This is a genomic window from Rhizobium sp. WYCCWR 11146, from assembly GCF_013591995.1.
GTDB classification, from domain to species: domain Bacteria; phylum Pseudomonadota; class Alphaproteobacteria; order Rhizobiales; family Rhizobiaceae; genus Rhizobium; species Rhizobium indicum.
Map to the genome: position 1 here is coordinate 89,652 of NZ_JACCEY010000038.1, position 24,505 is coordinate 114,156.

Annotated in this window: 21 protein-coding genes; 11 read left to right on the forward strand and 10 right to left on the reverse strand. The window is 62.6% G+C overall.

The features are described 5' to 3' along the window. Together HX899_RS29730 and HX899_RS29735 are read right to left on the reverse strand one after the other, a co-directional pair. Nucleotides 1–1,993, reverse strand: a 1,993-nt coding sequence (locus HX899_RS29730) for a putative monovalent cation/H+ antiporter subunit A (protein ID WP_246697202.1), incomplete at its 3' end; no start/stop codon positions are given. Between the two features lie 188 nt (nt 1,994–2,181). After that, nucleotides 2,182–2,397 (reverse strand): hypothetical protein, encoded by a 216-nt coding sequence (locus tag HX899_RS29735; protein WP_130667720.1) that lies wholly within the window; start codon nt 2,395–2,397, stop codon nt 2,182–2,184. 189 nt (nt 2,398–2,586) lie between these two features. Between HX899_RS29735 and msrB the strand changes: the two genes are divergently transcribed. Both msrB and HX899_RS29745 read left to right on the forward strand, forming a co-directional pair. Then, a complete protein-coding gene (gene msrB / locus HX899_RS29740; RefSeq protein ID WP_017959622.1) occupies nt 2,587–3,000 on the forward strand; it encodes a peptide-methionine (R)-S-oxide reductase MsrB in 414 nt (137 codons plus the stop codon). A 102-nt stretch (nt 3,001–3,102) separates the two neighbouring features. Next, nucleotides 3,103–3,630, forward strand: a complete 528-nt coding sequence (locus HX899_RS29745) for a GNAT family N-acetyltransferase (RefSeq protein WP_180195761.1) — start codon at nt 3,103–3,105, stop codon at nt 3,628–3,630. A gap of 20 nt (nt 3,631–3,650) precedes the next feature. Here HX899_RS29745 and HX899_RS29750 read toward each other — a convergent pair whose 3' ends face one another. From HX899_RS29750 to HX899_RS29765, 4 genes are all read right to left on the reverse strand, one after another. After that, complete coding sequence (locus HX899_RS29750; RefSeq protein ID WP_138387730.1) at nt 3,651–4,352, reverse strand: pentapeptide repeat-containing protein; 702 nt, start codon at nt 4,350–4,352, stop codon at nt 3,651–3,653. A 199-nt stretch (nt 4,353–4,551) separates the two neighbouring features. Continuing rightward, the gene (locus tag HX899_RS29755; protein WP_138387731.1) at nt 4,552–5,103 is read right to left on the reverse strand and encodes a GNAT family N-acetyltransferase; all 552 of its coding nucleotides are present in this window, start codon (nt 5,101–5,103) and stop codon (nt 4,552–4,554) included. Nucleotides 5,104–5,169: 66 nt separating this feature from the next. Next, nucleotides 5,170–5,838, reverse strand: a complete 669-nt coding sequence (locus HX899_RS29760; protein WP_029875311.1) for a hemolysin III family protein — start codon at nt 5,836–5,838, stop codon at nt 5,170–5,172. 113 nt (nt 5,839–5,951) lie between these two features. Further along, entirely contained in the window at nt 5,952–6,371 is a 420-nt protein-coding gene (locus HX899_RS29765) for a universal stress protein (protein WP_003546608.1), read from the reverse strand. Nucleotides 6,372–6,562: 191 nt separating this feature from the next. On the opposite strand from HX899_RS29765, the gene HX899_RS29770 reads away from it, so the two are divergent. The 3 genes from HX899_RS29770 (at nt 6,563) to HX899_RS29780 (ending at nt 10,207) form a co-directional block, all read left to right on the forward strand. Next, a complete protein-coding gene (locus HX899_RS29770; RefSeq protein ID WP_171599346.1) occupies nt 6,563–7,528 on the forward strand; it encodes a VOC family protein in 966 nt (321 codons plus the stop codon). Between the two features lie 201 nt (nt 7,529–7,729). Next, nucleotides 7,730–8,896: an AI-2E family transporter gene (locus HX899_RS29775; RefSeq protein ID WP_138328519.1), complete on the forward strand. Its 1,167-nt coding sequence runs from the start codon at nt 7,730–7,732 to the stop codon at nt 8,894–8,896. Nucleotides 8,897–8,914: 18 nt separating this feature from the next. Further along, nucleotides 8,915–10,207: an FAD-dependent oxidoreductase gene (locus HX899_RS29780; RefSeq protein ID WP_181294050.1), complete on the forward strand. Its 1,293-nt coding sequence runs from the start codon at nt 8,915–8,917 to the stop codon at nt 10,205–10,207. Between the two features lie 47 nt (nt 10,208–10,254). Here HX899_RS29780 and HX899_RS29785 read toward each other — a convergent pair whose 3' ends face one another. Together HX899_RS29785 and HX899_RS29790 are read right to left on the reverse strand one after the other, a co-directional pair. After that, nucleotides 10,255–11,049 carry a polysaccharide deacetylase family protein gene (locus HX899_RS29785; protein WP_181294051.1) on the reverse strand — a complete coding sequence of 265 codons (795 nt, stop codon included), beginning with the start codon at nt 11,047–11,049 and terminating at the stop codon, nt 10,255–10,257. 102 nt (nt 11,050–11,151) lie between these two features. Beyond that, on the reverse strand, nt 11,152–11,541 hold the full coding sequence (locus HX899_RS29790) for a DUF930 domain-containing protein (protein WP_138328522.1): 390 nt from the start codon (nt 11,539–11,541) through the stop codon (nt 11,152–11,154). A 253-nt stretch (nt 11,542–11,794) separates the two neighbouring features. On the opposite strand from HX899_RS29790, the gene HX899_RS29795 reads away from it, so the two are divergent. Together HX899_RS29795 and HX899_RS29800 are read left to right on the forward strand one after the other, a co-directional pair. Beyond that, nucleotides 11,795–13,903: a S9 family peptidase gene (locus HX899_RS29795; protein WP_181294052.1), complete on the forward strand. Its 2,109-nt coding sequence runs from the start codon at nt 11,795–11,797 to the stop codon at nt 13,901–13,903. 17 nt (nt 13,904–13,920) lie between these two features. Then, complete coding sequence (locus HX899_RS29800) at nt 13,921–14,445, forward strand: DUF1697 domain-containing protein (protein ID WP_181294053.1); 525 nt, start codon at nt 13,921–13,923, stop codon at nt 14,443–14,445. A gap of 55 nt (nt 14,446–14,500) precedes the next feature. Here HX899_RS29800 and HX899_RS29805 read toward each other — a convergent pair whose 3' ends face one another. Continuing rightward, on the reverse strand, nt 14,501–15,130 hold the full coding sequence (locus HX899_RS29805; protein WP_181294054.1) for a TetR/AcrR family transcriptional regulator: 630 nt from the start codon (nt 15,128–15,130) through the stop codon (nt 14,501–14,503). Between the two features lie 218 nt (nt 15,131–15,348). Here HX899_RS29805 and HX899_RS29810 point away from each other — a divergent pair, with 218 nt between their 5' ends. After that, a complete protein-coding gene (locus HX899_RS29810; RefSeq protein WP_181294055.1) occupies nt 15,349–16,296 on the forward strand; it encodes a homocysteine S-methyltransferase family protein in 948 nt (315 codons plus the stop codon). Between the two features lie 548 nt (nt 16,297–16,844). Here the strand turns inward: HX899_RS29810 and HX899_RS29815 are convergent. Next, nucleotides 16,845–18,299 carry an MFS transporter gene (locus tag HX899_RS29815; RefSeq protein ID WP_181294056.1) on the reverse strand — a complete coding sequence of 485 codons (1,455 nt, stop codon included), beginning with the start codon at nt 18,297–18,299 and terminating at the stop codon, nt 16,845–16,847. 240 nt (nt 18,300–18,539) lie between these two features. On the opposite strand from HX899_RS29815, the gene HX899_RS29820 reads away from it, so the two are divergent. The 3 genes from HX899_RS29820 (at nt 18,540) to HX899_RS29830 (ending at nt 24,475) form a co-directional block, all read left to right on the forward strand. After that, entirely contained in the window at nt 18,540–20,042 is a 1,503-nt protein-coding gene (locus HX899_RS29820) for a YdiU family protein (protein ID WP_138387739.1), read from the forward strand. Nucleotides 20,043–20,197: 155 nt separating this feature from the next. Beyond that, nucleotides 20,198–21,916, forward strand: coding sequence for an ABC transporter ATP-binding protein (locus tag HX899_RS29825; RefSeq protein ID WP_171599336.1), 1,719 nt, complete (start codon nt 20,198–20,200; stop codon nt 21,914–21,916). A gap of 219 nt (nt 21,917–22,135) precedes the next feature. Next, on the forward strand, nt 22,136–24,475 hold the full coding sequence (locus tag HX899_RS29830) for a glucose/quinate/shikimate family membrane-bound PQQ-dependent dehydrogenase (RefSeq protein ID WP_181294057.1): 2,340 nt from the start codon (nt 22,136–22,138) through the stop codon (nt 24,473–24,475). Nucleotides 24,476–24,505: the final 30 nt, after the last annotated feature.

Below are 24,505 nucleotides of genomic sequence, written 5' to 3' on the forward strand. Positions count from 1 at the left end.
CCGAAAGGGTTTCGACCATGAACTGGGTGAAGGACAGATCCGGCGCGCCGAACAGCAGGAAGATGATGGCGACGGCGAAACCCTGGATGCCGAGCGAGACGATCGCTGTCAGCCGATCGCGGGCGACGAGCACGGCGGCAAGGCCGAAGGCGGCGATCAGGAAGACCGCCCATTCATAGAGCCTGACATCGGCCGGCCAGGCCGGAAGACGCGGCAGTTCGCCATAGACGACGAGCGGGACGATGAGGATGGCGGCGACGCAGAGGAAGGTGCAGGTGACATAGATCTCCAGCCTCCCCGGCTGGAGCACACGCATGAGGCGGCCGGAAAAGCGGACAAGGCCGGATATAGCAACATCAAAACCATGGTCCGGCCCAGGTCCGGCCGCGCGCAGGAAAACGGCCATCAGGAAACGGGCGCGGGCGAGCTGCCAGTAGACGCCGATGCCGAGCAGCACGGTCAGGGCAGAGAGCGCCAAGGGCAGGCCGACATGCGGCGTCAGCGAAATGTCGATTTCGACGGGTGTCTGGCGGATGGCGGATGCGATCGGCGAGGATAGGACGATATGGGTGAAGGTCGAAAAGATCGCCGCGAGCAGGCCGAGGAGGGCGAGAACGGCCGGGCCGAGCCAAAGCAGGACGGGCGCTTCGTGCGGCGGTTTCGGCGTCTCCACCGGTTGGCCGATGAAGGGTTTCAGCGCCACGGCGAAGGCGACGGCAAACATCAGCGCATTGCCGAAGACGGTTATGGCGGTAAAGGTGAGTGCGCGGACATCGCCACTGACGAGCGCCGTATAGATCTCCTCCTTGGCGAGGAAGCCGAAGAAGGGCGGCAGGCCGGCCATCGAGAAGGCCGCCGCAAGGGCGATCATCCAGGTGACCGGCATCGCCCGCATCAGGCCACTGAGCCTGGTAATATCGCGCGTGCCGGTCTCGTGATCGATGATGCCGGCGACCATGAAGAGCGCGCCTTTGAAGAGGGAATGCGCCACCAGATAGAGCGCCGCCGCCTCCACCGCATGGTCCGAGCCGAAGCCGATCAGCATGACGAGCAGGCCGAGCGAGGAGACGGTGGTATAGGCGAGCTGGAGCTTCAGGTCGGTCTGGCGGATGGCAAGCGCTGTGCCGACCACCAGCGTCAGCCCGCCGAAGAAGGGCAGTAGGATCTCCCAGGCAGGGGTCGCCCCCATGACGGGATTGAGCCGCATCAGCAGATAGACGCCTGCCTTCACCATGGTGGCTGAATGCAGATAGGCGGAAACCGGCGTCGGCGCCTCCATGGCATTCGGCAGCCAGAAATGGAAGGGAAATTGCGCCGACTTGGTGAAGGCGCCGCCCAGGACCAGAAGGAGGGCAGCCAGATAGAACGGGCTTTCGCGCACGATATCGCCTGCGCCGATGAGCTGTGACATCTCCGTGACGCCTGAGATGTTCCAGAGCAGCAGCAGACCGGCCAACAGGCAGAGCCCTCCCCCGCCGGTCACAACAAGCGCCTGCAGGGCGGCGCGGCGAGCCGCCTCACGCTCGTGATCGAAACCGATCAGCAGGAAGGAGGTGATCGACGTCAGTTCCCAGAAGACGAAGAGCATCAGGAAACTGTCGGAAACGACGACGCCGAGCATCGCGCCCATGAAGAGGAAGATGAAAGAGAAGAAGCGGCCCTGATCCTTGTGTCCTTTGAGATAGCCGCCGGCATAAAGCACGATCAAGGTGCCGATGCCGGTGATCAGCAGCGCGAAAGCCAGCGACAGGCCATCGAGGAACCAGGAGAAAGAGAGATGATAGCTCGGCACCCAGGAATAGCCGCCGGTAACGACCTCGCCGCGCGCGATCTTGGGAATGAAACGCAGGAAATGCAGGAAGGCGAGCAAGGGAGCGATCGCCAGGAGCCAGGCACCGTTTGCGCCGAAGATGCGGATGACGAAGGGGGCGGCAAGAGCGCCGACGAGCGGCAGACACAGGGCCAGAAATGTCAGAGCCGTGACATCGGCCATGTCCCCTCCTCTACTGCATAATTCAAAATGTTACAGTCCTTTGCACGTCCGACAAGGCGCGCGGCGCTGTAAAGGCAACAGACGAAAACCCGGAGAAAACCGGCCTGTCCTCTGGCTTAGGCGAAACGGGGGAGCGTCTCAAGTGATTTCGGCCGCGAGCCGCACTGCATGGTGATGTTCAAAGCCGATCAGGCCGTCGATCTCGAAAGACGCGTCAGCAGCCGAGCGATGCAACCGTGGAGGATGAAGACCACAAGCGTCAGCGGCCAGAGCAGACAGGCGACGAGCCCGGCGAGACGATGAAGCGTCACGCCGTCATGGTTGGCCCAGCCTTCCAACAGTGTGACCGCCATGGCTGCCACGGCCACGAGGCCGTAGAGCAGGACGATTGCTGTTTCAAACACCAGTGATTCTCCAATGCACGCAACATTAACCCTAACAGAAAACCCCTAACGGATGTAAAAGCAAGCCTCTTCCCCTAATTGGGTATGCGGCCAATCTCATGGCGCGCCAGCGGGAGACTTGATGAACTGAACGCGGCGCACCACATTTCTCGCGAAACGGAACCCGCCCCTCGGCGAAAGGAGCACCTCATGTCCGAAACTGCGACCACCGCCAAGATCCACAAGACCGACGCCGAATGGAAAGAGCAGCTCACTCCCGAGCAGTACCGCATCACGCGCCAGCACGGCACCGAACGCGCCTTCACCGGCCCCTACTGGGATTCCTTCGAGACAGGGCTTTACCGCTGCGTCGGCTGCAACGCGCCGCTTTTCCGCTCCGATACGAAATTCGATGCCGGCTGCGGCTGGCCGAGCTATTTCGAAGCGGTGTCACCCGAAGCGGTGATCGAGCATCGCGACACGACCCACGGCATGGTGCGCACCGAAATCCGCTGCGGCAGCTGCGACGCCCATCTCGGCCACGTCTTTCCCGACGGCCCACCGCCGACCGGCCTGCGCTACTGCATCAACGGCCACTCCATGGTGTTCGAGCCCGGGAAATAAGCGACCGGCCCCGTAATCGATGCGGCTCATCCGGTGCGATGGGTCGCTGACTTTCCCTGTCGTTCACACTATCGATGGATCGATGATCCCGAGAGAAGGCCGATGGCGCGCGATATCCTGACGACGGACCGGCTGACGCTGCGGGAGATCACCCCTGCCGACCTGCCGTTTCTTCACCGCATTTTCGGCGATGCCGAGTCCATGCGTTATTACCCCGGGATAAAGAGCTTCGACGAAACCGCGCGCTGGTTTCAAAGGCTCGCCTTCGACAGTTATGCCAGTCACGGCTTCGGCCTCTGGGCGGTGACGGACCGGCAGAGCGGCGCTTTGCTCGGCGATTGCGGCATCACGCTGCAGGAAACGTCCGCCGGGCTGGAACCAGAGATCGGCTACCATCTTTGGCGCGACCATTGGGGCAAGGGCTATGCGGCCGAGGCGGCGGCCGCCTGCCGGGATCACGCGCTTCACACCCTTGGCCTGGCGCGCATCGTCTCCATCGTCAGGCCAGACAACATTCCTTCGCAGCGCGTTGCGGAGCGGGTGCATCGGCGGCGGGAAACATTCGCCAAGGCCGGCAACCCTGATGGCGGCATGATCGAATTCTACCTCTACATCACGGACCGGACATAGAGCGGCTCAGACCCGCCTGATCACTCGTGCTCGGCGGGACAGGGCCAGGTTGTCGGTGCGGAGAGGCCGGCCGGCAGCTTGGTCGAGGCATCGCCGCAGGCAAGGTCGATCTGCGCCTGTTCGAGCCCGGTTGCGGCCGAGAGGTCAAGGCCTTCGATGCGGGTCAGGAACATGAAGGCGCGGTCGAACATCGGCGTTGTTTCGAAAGTGGCGCCGGAGAGGTCGGCACGGGAGAGATTGGCGAAAGAGAATTTCGCCGCCGTCAGCACCGCCTTGTCGAAATCGGCGCGGCCGAGCTCGGCCTTTTCGAAGCTTGCGCCGGCAAGTCGGGCACCGGCAAAATTGGCGCGCTGCAGCTCGGCGCCGGCAAAGGATGCACCATCGGCGGCGATACTGGCGAAGCTGGAGCGATAGGCCTCGATCTTGGCGAAGTTGGCGCCTTCAGCGTGTGCGCCCTCCAATGAGGCACGCACCAGTGTCGCCTTCTCCAGATTGGCGGATTTGACGTTGGCACCGGCAAGATCGGTCAACGAGAAATCGGTGCCGACGAGATTGGCGCCTTCGAGATCACTGCCTTGCAACATCAGGTTCTTCTTGGTGCAATCCTGCCAGTCGAGCTTCGGCGAGGCCAGGCTGCCGCAATCGGCGGCTCGTGCGGCAACCGGCGGAAATGCCAAAAGGACGAGGGCAAGGAGACCGAGCGACGATCCGTGCATTGCCATTGAACTATTCACCCCCATGACGCTTACATGACGCTTTCAGGCCGCCTTTCGCGAAGCAGCCTTCCATTTTCTTACACAGCTCAGACTACAATAAAAAGATGGCGCGCGCCGTTCACAATGGATTGCGGTCCGGCTTCTCCTGGAAGGCGGTATCTACCTTGCCGGGCAGGCGGATAGTCCGCCTTGCCGGGCACGTGGATCAATCCGCCTTGCCTGGCAGGCGAAGCTCCATGCAGGTGAGGTCCAGCCAGCGGCCAAACTTGGTGCCGACTTCGGAAAATCTGCCGGCGATGCGGAAGCCGAGCTTTTCGTGCAGCCTGATCGAGGCGGTGTTCTCCGCCTCGATGCCAGCAATCATCACATGGATATTGCCGGCCGCAGCACGCGCGATCAGTTCCCGCATCAGCCGCTCGCCGATGCCGCCACCGCGGCAATCCTTGTCGACATAGACGGAATGCTCGACCGTGTGGCGGTAGCCGTCGAAAGGCCGCCAGTCGCCATAGGAGGCGTAGCCTGCGACCTTGCCCGACATTTCGGCGACGATGACGGGAAAGCCCCGCGCCCTGCGCGCCCTGAACCATTCCAGCCGGTTTTCGAGATCGACCAGCGTGTCGTTCCAGATCGCCGTCGTATGCTCGACAGCGTGATTGTAGATATCGCGAATGGCGGAAAGATCGGCTTCGGTGGCGTCGCGGAGGAGGACAGTGTCTGTCATGGTGCTCGGGTTCATATTGTTTGCGAAGGCGGGCATACGCCCCGCCTGCAAAGATGTAAACGGCGGATGCGCACTAGGAACGGCTTCGGGCACATCAGTCGTTCAGAGGCCCGGCGCCGACAGGCTGAAACAGGTGAAGACGGCCGAATAATGCACCGCCGCGGCGGTGACGACGAAGCCGTGCCAGATGGCGTTCTGGAAGCGCAGCTTCTCCCAGACATGGAAGATGACGCCGAGCGAATAGATGACACCGCCGATGACGATCAGCAGCATCGAGGCGGCGGGAATGCGCGAGGCGACGGGCTCGGCCACGAGCACGCCGCTCCAGCCCATGGCGAGATAAAGCAGGATGGCAAGACGGTCGAAACGCCCGGGAAAGGCGCATTTCAGGACAATGCCGACGGCGGCAAACAGCCAGATCGCGACCAGCATGAACAAGAGCAGCGGATCGTCGGCGCCACGTTCGAGGAAGGGCGTATAAGTGGCGGCGATCAAGAGGAAGATCGCCGAATGATCGAAGCGGCGCAGATACCACTTCGTGCGCGAGACCGGCCAGGCGTTGTAGGAAAAGGAAATGGCAAGCGTCAGCACCAGCCCGACGCCATAGATCCAGGCGGCGGCGAGCGCGCCATAGGAACTCCAGACCGTGGCGTAGAAGATCAGCACGGTGGCCCCGATCAGCGCCAGCACGAGACCGACGCCATGGACGATACCGTCGGCGATCAATTCGTATCTATCATAAGCCCAGCGAATGCCGTTGAACTCGCCCATGCACGCCAATCCGTTTCATACCCGATTGCAATCGTCGCATCGAACGGACGGGCGCGCAACTGCGGCAAAGCGCACGGGCGGTAAATCTTCGTGACAGGCAGCAGGGTGAAAAGTCAAACCTTCTGACGGTCAACCAGCACCGAGCATTTGGCATGGCGCACGACCCGATCGGCGGTGGCGCCGATGAAGTAGTTGGAAAAGTCGGGAACGTGCGAGGCGACGATAATCAGGTCGGCGCCGTGGCTTTCGGCGGCCGAGATGATCGCTTTGGCAGGCGGGCCGTTGCCGATCTCGACAGTTGCCGCAACACCGGCTGCGGCAAGCAGTGCTTGCAGCTGCTCGCGGCTGTCCTTCATGACGTCCTCGACCATATTGGCCGGCAACTCGATCGCGACATAACTCGGCACATCTTCGATGACGTTGAGCGCGATGATCTCACCGCCGTCATCGAGCAAGGACGCGGCCTTGCGGAGGATCTTTTCTCCCTTTTCGATGCCGCCAAGCGCGATCGCTACGATGATCTTTCTGTACATGGCTTCCCTCCATGACTGCGATGCATAAGCTTCCTCTAAAGAAGATATGAACGCATTGATCGCAATCAAGTGGGCGCAAGTCATCGTCAACATCTGCTCAACGCTTCATCCTCAAAAACGGGTCTTCTGTGAACAATCGGAATGCGCCATATAGGGATCAAGTACGGCAACCGAGGGGAGATCAGAGGCTAATGAACCGGCGAAACTTCCTCGGGCTTGCCACGGGCGGCATGTTTGCCGCCACCGCCGGTACGCCTTCTATCCTACGGGCCAATTCAGAGGCAGGAGAACAAGCCATGACGACCGAAACTTCCTATGCGCTGACGCGGCCCGCCTATATCGACCAATCGCACCTGGTCGTGACCGACCTCGGTCTGGTTTCCGGCTTCTACCAATCGATGCTCGGCCTGAAGGTGATCGAGAAAACGGCGAGCGGCGAAGTGCTGGGTGTCGGCGACCTGCCTTTGCTGACGCTGACCACCGCAAAGAATGCGACCATCGCGCCGCGCAATGCCGCCGGCCTTTTCCACACCGCCTTCCTGATGCCGGACCGGACGGAGCTCGCGCGCTGGCTGCGCCATGCGGCACAGAATAACGTCGCGCTCGACGGCGCCTCGGACCATCTCGTCAGCGAGGCGATCTATCTTTCCGACCCCGAAGGCAACGGCATCGAGATCTATGCCGACCGGCCGCACGAACAATGGAAATTCCATGAGGACGGCATGGTGGAGATGGCGACGCTGCGCCTCGACCTGCAGGCGCTTTACAACAGCGCGCCTGATGAGCGCTGGGACGGCATGGCTGCGGGGACGGCGATCGGCCACCTGCATCTGCAGGTCGGCGACATCCCGCAGGCAGACGCCTTTTACCGCGACGTCCTCGGCCTCAAGCTGATGGCGCGTTATCCGGGCGCGAGCTTCTTTGCGAGCGGCGGCTACCACCACCATCTCGGCGCCAATATCTGGAACAGCCGTGGCGCCATGGCACGCGCCGGCAATATGACCGGGCTTTCGGACTACAAGGTCCGTTTCAATGACAAGGCGACGCTGGATGCGGCGGTCGCCAAGCTCGACGCGCTGGAGATCAACAGCGAGAAGCGCGACGGCGGCGTGTTCCTGAAAGATCCCTGGGGTATCGGCCTGACGCTTTCGGCGTAACTCCTGCAACAACGGATCAGCCCTATCGGTTGAAGGAATAAGGGCGGAAGTCGGCCTGCTTCGGTTGCACGCCAGACGGCAACGGGCGCCAATGCCGTCCGCCTTCACATGCACCGCGCCACATTGTCACACCCTTGAGGAACCGGAACCGCATCGGCGCGTTTCCGTGAGGAAGCAATGGGGCTTCGGGGACCTCACCGCATGGGCATCGCCAATGGCATCCGCAAACAAGCAAAGAAGATCGCGATCGGCGAACGTCACACCAGCGCCTGGGCACAGTCGCTGAAGGAGGCGGCCGAAGAGTTGCCGCCGCCACCGCTGCACCGGCTGGAAAAGGACGGGCTCGATGTCACCATGGCCTGGGCGATCATCGGCATCTTCGGCATTCTCTTCCTTGCCGCCGTCTATTTCATGTCGCTCATCCTCATCCCGATCACGCTGGCCGTCGTCGTCGGCATGATCCTCGGCATGGCGGCAGAAAAGCTGAGCAAGATGGGCGTGCCGCGGCTTGCCAACGCCTTCATCCTGTCGAGCAGCGTGGCGCTGGTGATCTTCTTGGTGATCAACTCGCTCGCCGACCCGCTAATGACGCTTGCCAATGAGGGCCCGGCCTTCGCCGAGCGAACCATAGACCGCATCATGCCTTATCTGGAGCGCATCAGATGGCTGCATATCACGCCGGCGACATTCGAAAGCGGGTCGATGTCGATTGGTGCGCTGCTCGAAAACACCGGCAACGTGCTGCACGTGGTGACGACTAGCCTGACACCGGCGCTGGTGCAGGGGATGATCTTCTTCGCGGCGCTGCTGTTCTTCCTCGCTGGTCGGGTCAACCTGCGCAAGACGATCATCATGACCTTCCGCACGCGCACGCAGCGCCTGGCGGCAATCCGTGTCATCAATGCCGTCGAGCAGGTGCTCGGCTTCTATTTCGCCACGGCATCGCTGATCTATGTCGGGCTTGGCGTGGTCATGACTGTCATCGCCTATGCCGGCGGGCTGTCGGCCCCGGTGCTCTGGGGCTTTTTCGCCTTCCTGTCGAGCTTCATCCCCTATCTCGGCATCACGCTGATGACGCTTGCCGTCGCGATTGCCGGCATCCTGACCCATGATGGTCTTCTCATCGGCCTGATGCCGGCCGCAGCCTTCTTCACAGTGCATCTCCTCATGGAGAACCTGATCTTCCCGGCGGTGATGGGACGGCGGCTTGAGATCAACCCCTTCGTCGTCTTCCTCGCCATCCTGTTCTGGACATGGATGTGGGGCGCCGTCGGCGCCATGCTGGCGCTGCCGCTTTCGCTGATCGTCATGACTATTATCGACGAACTGCTGATCGAGGAAAAGCAGCAGCCGCAGTTGCCGAAATGATCAACCGGGGAGACGTCAGTGGCATCTGATCTCGATCTTGCCGAATCCGATCACGACCAGATGGTCAGCGGCCGTTCTCTCTGGGGTAAGAGCGGCATACGGCCGGAATGGCGGCCGACCGAGCAGAGCTTTTCCACCGACGTCGCCGTGATCGGCGGCGGCATCACCGGCGCCTTGGTTGCCGAACATCTGACGGCGCGCGGTTTTTCCGTGGCGCTCATCGACCGGGAGGAGCCCGGTTTCGGCAGTACCGCGGCGAGCACGGCGATGCTGCAATGGGAAATCGACAGCACGCTCACCGAACTCGAGGACTATTACGGCTTCGAGCGCGCGGCCGGCATCTACCGCCGCAGCGGTGCCGCGGTCGCCGGCCTTTCCAAGCTGATCGCCGCCAACGGCATCGCCTGCAGCTTCCGGCCGCGCAACACGCTCTATCTGGCCGACGGCCGCGAAGGCGCGCGCGACCTCTTGGAGGAGCGCCAGCTTCGCCGCCGGGCCGGCCTGCCCGGCGTCTATCTCGAACATCCCGATCTCTTCACACAATTCGAGCTCGACCGGGATGGCGCGATCTATTCGCCGGGTTCGGCGGAGTGCGATCCGCTACTTCTGACCTGGGCCCTGATCGAGATGGCAGTGCGGCGCGGCGCACGGCTGGTCAACGCTTCCGTGACCGTGCTTCACAGCGAAGGGGATCACGTCACGGCAGAGACCGATGGAGGCCATGTCATCGAGGCGCGGCATGTCGTGCTTGCGACTGGCTATTCGATGCCGGGTCTCGACATGCCGAAGCTGCACCGCTCGAGTTCAAGCTGGGCGCTCGCCACCGTGCCGCAGGACCCGGCAAATTTCTGGCGCGACAGGGCGCTGATCTGGGAAGACAGCCACCCCTATCTCTACATGCGGACGACGGCGGACAATCGCATCGTCGCCGGCGGCGAGGATGACGAGACGATCGATGCGAAGGCGCGCGACCGCAAGCTGCCGGCAAAGATCATAGCGATCCAGGAGAAGATGAAGCGGCTGTGGCCGAAAGCCGATACGCGGGTGGAACACGCCTGGTGCGGCACTTTCGGCGAGACGGTCGACGGTCTGCCGCTGATCGGCCCGGTGCCTGAGACGCCGCACGTGTTCGCAGCTTATGGCTACGGCGGCAACGGCATCACCTTTTCCTATCTCGCTGCGCAGATGATCGGCGCCATGCTGGCCGGCATGCAACGGGATTGGTTCGATGATTTTGCGCTCGACAGGGATGGGCCGGGTTTGCGCCGTTTTGGAGACGATGTGGGGCAGGCCCGGAAGGAGCTGAGGTAAACCTTAGATTGACTGTCGTGGCGTGCCCCCTCACGGCACGCCTTCAATCACTCGGTCGTCTTGTCGTCGCCGGTATCCTCGACATCCTGGAGACGGACGAATTGCGTTCCCTTGGCCTTGAGATCGACCAGCGCCTTCGCCACCCCCTCGCCGGCGGCATGGGTCGGCTGGTTGACGTGGGAAATGACAACATCGCCGTCCTTGGCCGAGGCGATGCGCTTTTCGGTGATAACAGCACCCAGCAGCGAACCGCCGTCGCCGTTCACCGAATAACCGGCAATGCGATAGCCCATGGCGCGAATCTCACCGATGGCGGAAAGATCATATTTGGCGGTCGAGCCGCGGAACCAGTGCGGCGCCGGGATGCCGGCAGCGACCATCGCAGCAGCGCCGCCTTCGACTTCCTGCCGCACCGCCTGCGGCGAGCCGGCAGACGCGATGCCATAGATCAGCGTCGGTGTGTCGACGGCCGGAATATGGTTCTGGCCGTGGTTTTCGAGTTCGAAGAGATCGGGGTTTTGCAAGAACACGGCGAGTGCTGCCGGATTGCGCTTCAGCCAGCGGGCGGTGACGAAGATCGTTGCCGGGATGCGTTCACGCACCAGCGTCGAAAGGATGCGCTCGTCCGCCTGGCCCATGCAGGCATCGAAGGTGAGCGCAATGCGAGCGTGGTCGGCGACGTTGGAACGGGCGATATGCAGATGCGGCTCGACGAGTTTTGGCGCCGGCGCCTTCGGGGTCGGACTGACTGCCGGAGCGGGCAGCGTTGACGGAATTCCGTCCGCGAATGCAGCGGAGATGCTGACCAGAAGAAACGCCGAAGCGAGTAGGATGCGGTTCATACGATGGATTTCTATGATTCGAGCTGCCGATTTTAGCGGCGGCTCTCCCCCGGCGCCATGCGGCCGGATGTCACCGCAGCCGCTTGGACGAACAGGGCAGCATCAATCATAGAGATAATACTTGTTCCACTTCTCGCGCGGCACCTTCTCTCCGATTTCGTAGTTGAGTTCGCGCACGTTGATATGCTGCGGACCGGTGATGCAATTGTAGGAGAGATGGTACCAGTCGCCCTTGCTGCGGAAGACAGCACCCGGCGCGTCCAGCGAATTGTCGCCGGGGATCGGGTCCTTGAAGGTGTAAGCAATCACCTTGTCGGGCTTGAAGCCGGTGCTGTCCTTGTTGATGCGGCTCATCGCCTCGGTGTCGCAGCTCTGTTCCAGGCGGGTCGAGGGGTCGAGTTTTTCCAGCTGCTTCTTGATGGCGGGATCGACGGCAAAGGCGGGGGCAGCAAGGCTTGCGAGGGATACAAACAGGAGCAGACGTTTCGGCATCGTGGAGAAAATCCCTTACTGTTGTCCATTCTTCACCCTGCCACAGGCGGCTTGCCGGCGGCTTGGCGCGTGCAAATTTCGCGCGACGAGAGCGGACTTTCTTAAATATTGTGGTGACATCAAGGCAGTGCCTGGAAAGCGTCCTCCTTGTCTGTGGAAGGGCACCTCTACCCTTGGCGCAGCCTTGCCGCTTGATCCGGGACCAGTGCGCCTCTATCTCTTGCCAACCCGACATTCCCACCGGAGCCATTCCTTGTCCGTTTTCAAAAGCCTGCCGACACCGCCTGCCGCACCGAAGAAGCCGATCTCCGATACGCGCCACGGCATCACCCGCACGGACGACTATGCCTGGCTGCGCGCCGATAACTGGCAGGCGATGTTCAAGGATCCGTCGATCCTCGACCCTGAGATCCGCCGCTATCTCGAAGCCGAAAACGCCTATATGAACGCGGCGATGGAGGACACCAAGCCGCTGCAGAAGGCGCTGTTTGCCGAAATGCGCGGCCGCATCAAGGAAGACGACAGCTCGGTGCCGATGAAGGATGGCGCCTATGCCTACGGCACCTTCTATGTGACAGGCGGCGAACAGCCGCGTTATTTCCGCATCGCCCGCGATGGCAATGTCGCCGACGAAACGATCCGCGCGGTGCTGCTCGACGGCGACAAGGAGGCTGCCGGCAAGGCCTATTTCCGCCTCGCCGGCCTCGACCATACGAGCGACCACAGCCGCGGCATCTGGGGCTATGACGACAAGGGCTCGGAATTCTTCACGCTGCAGGTGCGCGACCTCCAGTCCGGGCAAGACCTGGCCGACCGGATCGAAAATACCGGCGGCGGCGGTGTCTGGGCGCCTGACGGCAAGAGCTTCTTCTATTCGGCGCTCGACGAGAACCACCGGCCGTCAAAGGTATTCCACCATATTCTCGGTCAGCCGCAGTCGGAAGACCGGCTGGTCTATGAGGAAGCCGATGCCGGCTTCTTCATGGGCGTCGGCGGCTCGCTGCTCGACGACTTCATCTATATCGACATCCACGACCACGAGACCAGCGAATACCGGCTGCTGTCCACCAAGGACCTGACAGCCGAGCCGAAGCTGGTGGCGGCGCGCGAGGAAGGCATCGAATATTCGCTGACCGAGGGCGGCGAGGTCTTCTACATTCTCACCAATGACGACGGCGCCAAGGATTTCAAGATCATGGAAGCGCCGGTCGACAATCCGGTGAAAGAAAACTGGCGCGAAGTGGTCGCCCACAAGCCCGGCACGCTTGTTATCAGCCATATGGCCTATGCCCGCCACCTTCTGTGGCTGGAACGCAAGGACGGGCTGCCGCAGATCATGATCCGCGACCGGGCGACCGGCGAGGAACATGCGATCGCCTTTGCCGAGGAAGCCTATTCGCTGGGGCTGCAGGGTGCAGCGGAATACGACACGGATATCATCCGCTTCTCCTATTCGTCGATGACGACACCGTCGCAGCTCTACGACTACAACATGGTGACGCGCGAGCGCACGCTGTTGAAGACTCAGGAGGTGCCGTCCGGCCACAATCCCGACGACTACGTCACGCGCCGCGTCTTTGCCCCGGCATGGGACGGCGAGAAGGTGCCGGTCACCCTGCTCTATCGCAAGGATACCCCACTCGACGGCAGCGCGCCATGCCTGCTCTACGGCTATGGCGCCTACGGCATCACCATTCCAGCCGGCTTCAACACCAACTGCCTGTCGCTCGCCGACCGCGGCTTCGTCTATGCGATTGCCCATATCCGCGGCGGCAAGGACAAGGGATTTTCCTGGTACGAAGACGGCAAGATGGACAAGAAGACGAATACCTTCAAGGACTTCGTCGCCGCGGCCGACTATCTGAATCAAGAGAAGTTCACGTCTTACGCGAAGATCATCGCCGAGGGCGGATCGGCCGGCGGCATGCTGATGGGCGCGGTTGCCAACATGGCGCCGGAGAAGTTCGCCGGTCTCATTGCCGCCGTTCCCTTCGTCGACGTGCTCAACACCATGCTCGACGACACTTTGCCGCTCACCCCGCCGGAATGGCCGGAATGGGGCAACCCGATCGACAGCAAGGAAGAATACGAGCAGATCGCATCCTACTCGCCCTATGACAATGTCGACGCAAAAGCCTACCCGCCGATCCTGGCGCTCGGCGGCCTGACCGACCCGCGCGTCACCTATTGGGAGCCGGCCAAGTGGGTGGCGAAGCTGCGCGACAAGACGACGGGGAACGCGCCGATCCTGCTCAAGACCAACATGGACGCCGGCCATGGCGGCGCTTCGGGCCGCTTCCAGCGGCTGGAAGAGATCGCCTTTGAGTATGCGTTTGCGATCAAGGTGGCGGAGAAGATGTAAGGGATTCGGAGGAACCGATGACGGTCTTTGTTGCATTGCTTCGCGCCGTCAATGTCGGCGGCACCAGCTCTTTGCCGATGGCCGAGCTGAAGGCGATCTGCGAAGGCCTCGGCTTTTCCGATGTGAAGACCTACATCCAGAGCGGCAACGTGCTTTTCCGTTCTGACGAAGCGGAAAAGACGGTGGAAGAGCGGCTCGACGAGGCGCTCGGCAAGAAGATGGGCAAGCGGCCAGGCGTGATGGTGCGCAGCCGCAAGGAACTCGATGGCATCGTCGACGACGCACCCTTTCCCAAGGCCAAGCCAAACTTCCTGCTCGTCTATTTCCTGCCCGAAAAGGCGCCCGGTGATACGCTGGAAAAGATGGTGGCCCCCGACGGCGAGGAGGCGAAACTCGCCGGCCGGGAAATCTATGTGCATTATCCCAATGGATCCGGCCGCTCGAAGCTGAAGCTGCCGGGGCTGAAGCCTGGAACATCGCGCAACCTCAACACCGTGCGCAAGCTCGCCGAAATGGCGGCGGCGTTGGAGGACCGGAACTGAGGACGTTAGTGCAATTCCGGACGCAAAACCGCTTCGCACTTTTGCTGGAATTGCTTTAGGCCCTCGGCATCTCCGCCACCGGCAGGAAGAGCATCTTCACGAAGGTGCGGAGCATCAGCACCTGTTCGGCCAGCGTGTTCGGTTCCTTCAGCGTCTTCGACAAAACGATCCCGCCTTCCAGTACGGAGGACACCATGTCGGCGAGTTGGTCGACGTCGACGGGTTCGCGCGGCGGATAGACCTCCACGATCTCCCGGAGCATGCGGCCGAAACGCCGCCGCCAGGCAAGCACCGCATTCCGGTTGGTCTCCTGTATCTCCCGGTCGAACAGCCGCTCGTAATAGCAGACCGTCGCCACGAGGCAGCCGGGATGGCCGTTCGGCAGGTCGGAGAGCAGTTCGGACAGCAGCTTCAGGCCGAGCAGGAAGGATTGCAGCGGATCGCCGGTCAGCTCGCGCGCGCGGCTGAAGATCTCATCGTAAATGCGCTCGTCATTTTCGATGTAGCGGTTGAGCAGTGCCTTGGCGAGCTCGTTCTTGTCCCTGAAATGATAGAAGAAGCCGCTCTTGGTGATACCGGTCTCGGTGATCAGTTCCTCGATGGAGGTGCCGCCAAAACCCTTCTGCAAGACTGCCGCTTCGGCCACATCAAGGATGCGGGTCCGCGTTTCCTCGCCCTTTCGCATGTCCCCTCCTGTACCGGCGGTACAGTTTTCAGTGTTGCACGGTCGGACCTGCCGTCGCCCCGGGCAGGATCGGTTGAAGCAAGCGATTGATATCAATCCGCAAAAACCAAAACCGCCTGGAGTATACCGCAAGTCGCCTAGTTTGGCAGCCGATTAAGCGCCAGAACATCATTCATCGACGGCAGCCAATCGGGTGCCGCGACGGAGAGGCTTCAACAATGGCAAAGTACAGAAGCGGTTTGCCGCAGCTCAAAGGCGGCACCTTCATTACCGATGGCGGCATGGAAACGACGATGATCTTCCAGGAAGGGATCGAGCTTCCGCATTTCGCCGCCTTCATATTGCTGTCTTCCGAAGAGGGGCGGCAGCGCATGCGGAATTACTATCGCCGTTATCTCGATATCGCACGGCGGCACGGCACGGGCTTCGTGCTCGACACCGCCACATGGCGGGCCAATCCGGACTGGGGGCAGAAGCTCGGCTATACCAGCGAAGCCCTGAAGGCGGTCAACGAGGAGGCCGTCGACCTGCTCGTCGGCTTGCGCAGCGCCTATGAGCGGCCGGAGCAGCCGATCGTCATCAGCGGCGCGATCGGCCCGCGCGGCGACGGCTACAAGGCAGGCTTCATGGATGCGGCCGAGGCGGAAGATTACCACGCCTTCCAGATCGGGGCTTTCGCCGGCACGGAAGCCGACATGGTGAGCGCCTTCACGCTGACCAATATCGACGAGGCGATCGGCGTGGCGCGGGCGGCACAGTCGCTCGGCATGCCCTCGGCCATCTCCTTCACGCTGGAGACGGATGGCCGGCTGGTGACGGGCCGGAGCATTCAGGACGCCATCGAGACGACGGATGCGGCGACCGGTGGAGCGCCGGCCTATTACATGATCAACTGTGCCCATCCGACGCATTTCGAAACAGCACTCGATCCTGGAAGCGCCTGGGTGAAGCGCATTTCCGGCCTCCGCGCCAATGCTTCGACCATGAGCCATGAGCAGTTGGACAATAGCGAAACGCTGGATGCGGGCGATCCCGAAGATCTCGGCCGCCGCTACCGCAAGCTCATCGACCGGATGCCTGCGGTGCGCGTGCTTGGCGGCTGCTGCGGCACCGACCACCGCCATGTCGCGGCGATATGCGAGGCATGCCTGCCGCAGGCGGCATGACGACCTAGAGGGAGGAAAAGACATTGTCGATGATGGGGACGATGATGCGTGAGCACGGCTGGTACGATCTGTGGCTTGCGGTCACAGGACGGCAGAGGCGCACTGAGCCTGAGGCGGCCGTGGAGGTGGCGCTACGGGATAGCGATCTTGCCTTCGGGGGCTTGCCCGGCCCGATGACCTACGGGCTCGAGGCGGACCGGCGCGAGGGCCGGCCCTTGCGACGCAGGCGGCTACGGGAGCCGGTCGGCTTCTGACGAAGGGAAAGGCGGCGTCAGCCTTCGGCGACGGCGCCTTTCGTCTCGTACCCGGCCGGCTAGGGCGTGCCGTGTGTGCCCCCCTCTGCCCTGCCGGGCATCTCCCCCACAGGTGGGGAGATTGGCTGGGGGCATCGGCTTCCCCAAACAATCGGCGTCCAGCACGGCGAAACGGTAGAGGGGCACGAAGTTCAAGCTACTTGTGATCTCCCCACCTGTGGGGGAGATGCCCGGCAGGGCAGAGGGGCGCTGGCACGGCGCAACAGAAATGGCGGCGGCGATGGACGGGCAACGTCAACCTTCGGCGGCGGCGCCTTTCCTCTGTTTCGCCTTGTAGCCAGTGATCTCCTCGCCGGCGGTCGGCGAGAAGCGCAGGTTCCAGAAGGTGGCGGTGATCGAGATGATCGTGACGACGATGAAGGCGGCCGAGAAATCGCCAAGGGCCGGCGTTTCGGCACCTGACAAGGCCATGGAGCCGTGCAGAGCCAAAGCGCCGATGCAGATGCCGAGCGACAGCATCAGCTGCTGGAAGGTGGTGTAGAAGCTGGTGGCAGAGCTCATCCGCTCCTTGCTGATCTCGTCATAGGCAATGGTGTTATAGGCGGTGAACTGGAACGACAGGAAGAAGGCGCTGAGCACCAGGACGACGAAGATCAGCGGCATCGGCCAGTCCGGCCGGAAGGCGGCACAGAGGCCATAGCCGATCGTACCGAGGATGCCGTTGAGGATGAGGCTTCTGCGGAAGCCCAGCCGGCGGAAGACAAACTTTGCCATCGGCTTCATGGCGAGAGCGCCAAGCGCGGTCGCGATGATGATCTGGCCGGCCGCGGCGGCAGACAGGCCGAAGCCGATCTGGAAGAGCAGCGGCAGGAGGAAGGGCTGCGCCCCTTGCGTGATGCGGGTCAGCGAACCGGCGATGACCGACGTGCCGAAGCTCGGCACCTTCATCAGCGAGAAATCCATGATCGGCGACGGATGCTTGCGGGCATGCTTGAGATAGGCGATGCCGAAGAGCAGGCCGAGTGCGATCAGGAAGATCGAGAAGGCGCCCTCGCCTTCATGGCTCGACATTTCGAAGCCGAAGAGCAGTGAGCCGAGCGAGATCCCCGAGAGGATGAAGCCGATCGTATCGAAGGGACCGCTTGCCTTGCCCTTGACCTCGTCGATGTAGATCGAGACGAAGATCATGCCGATGATGCCGATCGGCACGTTGATATAAAAGATCCAGCGCCAGTCGAGATAGGTGACGATGAAGCCGCCGAGCGGCGGGCCGACGATCGGGCCGATCAGCGCCGGCACGAGCAGCCAGGACATGGCGCTGACCATATCCTTGCGGTCGACGCTGCGCATCAGCACCAGGCGCCCGACCGGCATCATCATCGCGCCGCCGATGCCCTGCAGCAGCCGCGCCAGCACCAGGAAGGACAGTGTCGGCGCGAGCGCACAGAGGATGGAGCCGACGACGAAGACGGCGATGGCCGAGCGGAAAACGGTGCGGGAGCCGAAACTGTCGGCCATCCGGCCGCTTGCCGGAATGAAGATCGCAAGGCTCAGGAGATAGGAGGTCAGGGCGATCGACATGGCCGGGGCGCCGACGCCGAAATCGCGCGCCATGGTGGGCAGCGCGGTCGCAAGCACGGTCGCATCGATGTTTTCCATCAGCATCGCACTCGCGACAATCATCGCGATCACCCGGAAATTGGGCGTGGCGCGCCGAACCATCGGCGCCTGGTAGATCTGATCCGACATCGTCCGGGATCACTCGCGGTGGCGCGGCGGAGCACACAAGGCAGCAAGGCCGCGGGGGATGACATGGCGCAAAGCCAAGGGGAGACGATTTGCTATACGCCCGCGATCATGGCGGCGCTATGTCGTTTATGGCAAAGCTGCTTTGACGAGAGGTAAAGGCAGGTCACGATTCCTTGCATCGGCTCGATCTTCGTGAAGGTCCGGCTTGCGCCTGGGGCACCCCGGCCCTACCTATGAACCATGACCTCCGCCCTGCAGAAAAACCGGCCCGGTGCGGCCTTTCCGTTCGACAACAGCTATGTCGGTTTGCCACCGCACTTCTTTGCGGCGCAAGCGCCGACCGCGGTGGCGGAGCCCTGGCTGATCAAGCTCAACGAGCCGCTCGCCGCCGAACTCGGGCTCGACGTCGAGGCTTTGCGCCGCGATGGCGCGGCGATCTTTTCCGGCAATCTCGTTCCCGAAGGGGCCGAGCCGCTGGCGATGGCCTATGCCGGTCACCAGTTCGGCGGCTTCTCGCCGCAGCTCGGTGACGGGCGGGCGATCCTGCTCGGCGAAGTGGTCGACCGCAGCGGCAAGCGCTACGACATCCAGCTGAAGGGCGCCGGACCAACGCCTTTTTCGCGCCGCGGCGATGGGCGGGCGGCAATCGGGCCGGTCTTGCGCGAATATATCATCAGCGAGGCGATGTTTGCGCTCGGCATTCCGGCCACGCGGGCGCTGGCGGCGGTGACGACAGGCGAGCCGGTCTACCGCGAAGAGGTGCTGCCGGGTGCGGTCTTCACCCGCGTCGCGGCCAGCCATATCCGCGTCGGCACCTTCCAGTATTTCGCGGCCAGGGGCGACACCGACGGCGTGCGGGCACTGGCCGATTATGTGATCGACCGGCATTATCCCGCGCTGAAAGAGGCCGAGAACCCGTATCTCGCACTGTTCGAAGCGGTCTGCGAACCCCAGGCGGCGCTGATTGCCCGCTGGCTGCATGTCGGCTTCATCCATGGCGTGATGAACACGGACAATATGACCGTCTCCGGCGAGACGATCGACTTCGGCCCCTGCGCCTTCATGGATACCTATGATCCGGCGACCGTCTTTTCGTCGATCGACCAGCACGGCCGTTACGCCTATGCCAACCAGCCCGGCATCGGCCAATGGAACCTCGCAAGGCTCGGCGAAACGCTGCTGCCGCTGATCGACGCCGAACCCGACAGCGCGGTCGACAAGGCCAATGTCGTTATAAAGAGTTACGGCGAACGGTTTCAGGCGCATTGGCTGGCCGGCATGCTCGAAAAGATCGGCCTTGCCGGCGAAGAGGACGGCGATCTCGATCTGGTGCAGGCGCTGCTGTCGCTGATGCAGGCGCAGGGTGCCGATTTCACCCTGACCTTCCGGCGGCTGTCGGATCTTGCCGGCGATGGCGCCGCAGAGCCTGAATTTGCGGCGAGTTTCCGCGAGCCGGAAGCCTGCGGCGCGTGGCTTACGCAGTGGCGCGAGCGGCTCTCACGCGATCCGCAGACGGCCAGTGAGCGCGCCATTGCCATGCGCCGCGTCAATCCGGCCTTCATTCCGCGCAATCACCGCGTCGAACAGGCGATCGAGGCCGCCGTCGAGAATGGCGATTTCTCGCTGTTCGAGGCGCTGCTGAGCGTGCTTTCGAAACCCTATGACGACCAGCCGGGCTTTGCCGCCTATAGGGAACCGCCGAAGCCCAGCGAACGGGTGCTTGCGACCTTCTGCGGAACGTGACAGGCGCTTTGAGCGTTTTCGCTGCGGCAGTTGCGCCACAGCGATCCGCTTCCATCCGCCCTGCGGCGAATAGGGCTGTCCTTGCAGGATCGCCGCCGCTACAGCGTTCTTGACGAGGAGCGGCGCCTCCTTCTGCATTTCCCGTGGGGCCGTCCATGCTGCTCAGATTCTTTCGCTACTACACTCCCTACAAGCAATTGTTCTTTCTCGATTTCGGCTGCGCGGTCGTTGCCGGGCTGCTCGAGCTCGGCTTTCCCATCGCCGTCAAGCTCTTCGTCGACACCCTGCTGCCGCAGAGGGACTGGTGGCTGATTGCGGCGACGGCCGGGCTGCTGCTGGTCATCTACCTGTTCAACACGGCGCTGATGGCGGTGGTCAATTATTGGGGCCATGCGCTCGGAATCGGCATCGAGACCGATATGCGCCGGCAAGCATTCGACCATATCCAGAAGCTGTCCTTCCGCTATTTCGACAACAACAAGACCGGCCACCTGATCACCCATGTGACCAAGGATCTCGAAGAAGTCGGCGAAGTCGCCCATCACGGTCCCGAAGACCTTTTCATCGCGATCATGACCTTCATCGGCGCCTTCATCCTGATGTTTACCGTGCACTGGAAGCTGGCGCTGCTGACAACGGCCATCGTGCCGTTCATGACCTGGCTGGTCAGCCGCTATGGCGCCAAGATGACGCTCAACTGGCGAGACCTGTTCCGGCAGGTCGGCGAGTTCAATACACGCGTGCATGAGAGCGTCGGCGGCATCCGCGTCGTCAAGGCTTTCGCCAACGAGGATCATGAGCGGGATCTGTTCGCCCGCAACAACGAGGGCTACAGGGCGACCAAACTCAACGCCTATGCCTATATGACCGCCAGCATCACGCTCAGCTATTTCAGCACGCGCTTCGTGCAGCTGGTGGTGATGATATCGGGAACCTGGTTCGTGATATCGGGCGAACTCAGCTATGGCGGCTTCGTCGGCTTCCTGCTGCTCGTCAACGTGTTCTTCCGGCCGATCGACAAGATCACCTCGGTGCTGGAGAGTTATCCGAAGGGCATCGCCGGCTTCAAGCGTTTCACGCAGCTGATCGACACCGCTCCTGATATCGCCGACCGGCCGAATGCGATCAGCGTCGATCACCTCGCCGGCAACATCGTCTACAGGAATGTGAGCTTCGGCTATACCGGCGACGGCAAGGTGCTCGACGGGCTCGATCTTTCGATCGCGGCCGGCGAGACGATCGCCTTCGTCGGCCCGTCCGGCGCCGGCAAGACGACGATCTGCTCGCTGCTGCCGCGCTTTTACGAGGTGGATTCCGGCTCGATCCTGATCGACGGCATCGACATCCGCGACATGACGCAAAAGTCGCTGCGTTCGCAGATCGGCATCGTCGCTCAGGACGTATTCCTGTTCGGCGGCACCATCCGCGACAATATCGCCTATGGCCGGCTCGGCGCCGACGACGAGGCGATTATCGACGCATTGCGGCGCGCCGCCCTCGATGAATACGTGCTGTCCCTGCCGAACGGGCTCGACACCGTCGTCGGCGAACGCGGCGTCAAGCTTTCCGGCGGGCAGAAGCAGCGCCTGGCGATCGCCCGCATCTTCCTGAAAAACCCGCCGATTCTCATCCTCGACGAAGCCACGTCGGCGCTTGATTCGGCGACCGAATATGCCATCCAGCAGTCGCTGTCGGCACTGTCCAAGGGACGCACCACGCTGGTCGTCGCCCATCGGCTCGCCACCATCCGCAATGCCGACCGCATCGTCGTGGTGGGAACATCGGGCATCGTCGAACAGGGCACGCACAGCCAGCTGCTGGCGCGCGAAGGCGGCTATGCCAGGCTACATCAAGCCCAGTTCGGTGCATCCTGACCGACTGCATAATTCCCTAAATCGGAATCGATTTAAGGATGAAATTATGCAGCATTCAAAGTGTTACAGCGTCCTTTGCGCGTCTGAAAAGACGCGCGGCGCTGTAACCCCTGCGGCAATTGTGGCCGTTGAAAGGCATCTCCTTCGCGCTATCTGGCTGATCGGCGGGGCTTTTCCGCCGATCCTTCACCCCGGCTAACCTCAGCGGGAGACAGCCTTATGGCGATCATCGTCACCTCCATCTTCTTCATCATCGTCGGGTTCACACTCGGCGGCGGCGGGCTCTGGCTCGTTACGCTCGGCGGCAGCGTCTTCTATCTGTTCGCCGGGCTGATGTTCCTGATTACCGCCGGGCTGCTGCTGATGCGCAAGGCGGTGGCGCTCTGGGTCTATGCGGTGCTGGTCGTCGCAGCACTTGCCTGGGCGATCTGGGAGGTCGGCTTCGACTGGTGGCAGCTCGGCCCGCGCGGCGGCATGATCATCCTGCTCGGGCTCTGGCTGCTGACGCCATGGATCCGCCGGCCGCTCGGCCTGCGCAGCCCGACGGGCATCACCTACGCCGCGAACCCCTGGCCGCTCGCCGTGCCTGTCATCCTCGCCATCCTCGTCGCCCTTTATTCGATGACGACTGACCCGCATGATCTTGCCGGCGAGCTGCCTAAGGATGCGGTCGCCGCCAATCCCGCCTTTGGCGGCAGCGTGCCGAATGGCGAATGGCATCAGTATGGCCGCACGCCCTTCGGCCAGCGCTATTCGCCACTCGACCAGATCACCGCCGAGAACGTCTCCACCCTCAAGGAAGCGTGGCGATACCAGACCGGCGACGTCAAGCGGCCGGACGATGTCGGCGAGACGACCTATCAGGTGACGCCGCTCAAGGTGAAGGACACGCTCTATCTCTGCACGCCGCATAACTGGGCGATCGCGCTCGACGCCAAGACCGGCAAGGAGAAATGGAAATACGACGCCAACTCCGGCATGAACCCCGACCGGCAGCATCAGACCTGCCGCGGCGTCACCTATTATGCCGATCCTGCCGTTGCCGCCGGCCAGCCCTGCGCCGAGCGCGTCTACCTGCCGACCTCCGACGCCCGGCTGATCGCGCTCGATGCTGCGGACGGGAAGGTCTGCACCAGCTTTGCCGACCAGGGCGTGCTGCATCTCGAAGCCGGCATGCGCTATAATCCGGCCGGCTATTATTATTCCACTTCGCCGCCGGTCGCGGTGGCGGGCAAGATCATCGTCGGCGGGGCGGTGAACGACAATTATTCGACTGAGGAACAATCCGGCGTCATCCGCGCCTTCGACATCAACACCGGCGCGCTGGTCTGGAACTGGGATTCCGGCAATCCCGACGTGACGACGCCGATCTCCGAGGGCCAGACCTATACGACCAACTCGCCGAACAGCTGGTCGGTCTTCAGCGTCGACGAGGCGCTCGGCATGGTCTACATCCCGCTGGGCAATCAGGTGCCCGACCAGCTCGGCATCGGCCGCAGCGACAATGTCGAGAAATTCTCCTCTTCGATCGTCGCGCTCGATATCGCCACCGGCCAGCTGCGCTGGGTGCGCCAGACGGTGCATCACGATCTCTGGGACATGGACGTGCCGGCCCAGCCGGCGCTGATCGACCTGACGAAGCAGGACGGCAGCGTGGTTCCGGCCCTGGTCGGCCCGACCAAGCAGGGCGATATCTATGTGCTCGACCGGCGCAGCGGCGAGCCGATCATACCGGTCAAGGAAATCCCGGCGCCGGGTGGAGCAGTCTCCGGCGATCATACTTCGCCGACGCAGCCGATCTCGGACCTCACCTTCTCGCCCGAGCCTCTCCAGGAAAAGGACATGTGGGGCGTGTCGCTGTTCGATCAGATGGCCTGCCGCATCGATTTCCACCGCTACCACTATGAGGGCCGCTATACGCCGCCTTCGCTCAAAGGGACGATCGTCTATCCCGGCAATTTCGGCACCTTCAACTGGGGCTCGGTGGCGGTGGATCCGGAGCGGCAGATCATGTTCGGCATGCCGACCTATCTCGCCTTCACCTCGCGTCTGGTGCCGGCCGCCGATATTCCGCCGAGAGGCCAGGACGAGAAGGGCAGCGAACAGGGGCTGAACCGCAATGACGGCGCGCCCTACGGTGTCTTCATGGGTCCCTTCCTCGGGCTGCTCCAAATCCCCTGCCAGGCGCCGCCATGGGGTTATGTCGCCGGCGTCGACCTGCGCACCGGCAAGATCGCCTATATGCACAAGAACGGCACCGTGCGCGACATGACGCCGTTGCCCCTGTCCTTCAAGGTGGGCGTACCCGGCATCGGCGGGCCGATGCTGACCAAGGGCGGCGTTGCCTTCCTGGGGGCCGCGGTCGACAACTACCTGCGCGCCTATGACGTGACGAACGGCCGAGAGCTCTGGCAGGCGCGGCTTCCCGCCGGCGGCCAGGCGACGCCGATGACCTATATGGCTGACGACAACAAGCAATATGTCGTCATGGTCGCCGGCGGCCACGGCTCGGTCGGCACCAAGCCCGGTGATTATGTGATCGCCTATACGTTGCCGTGACGCGAAGCTTCCCGCAAGCTCTGCGCAGGT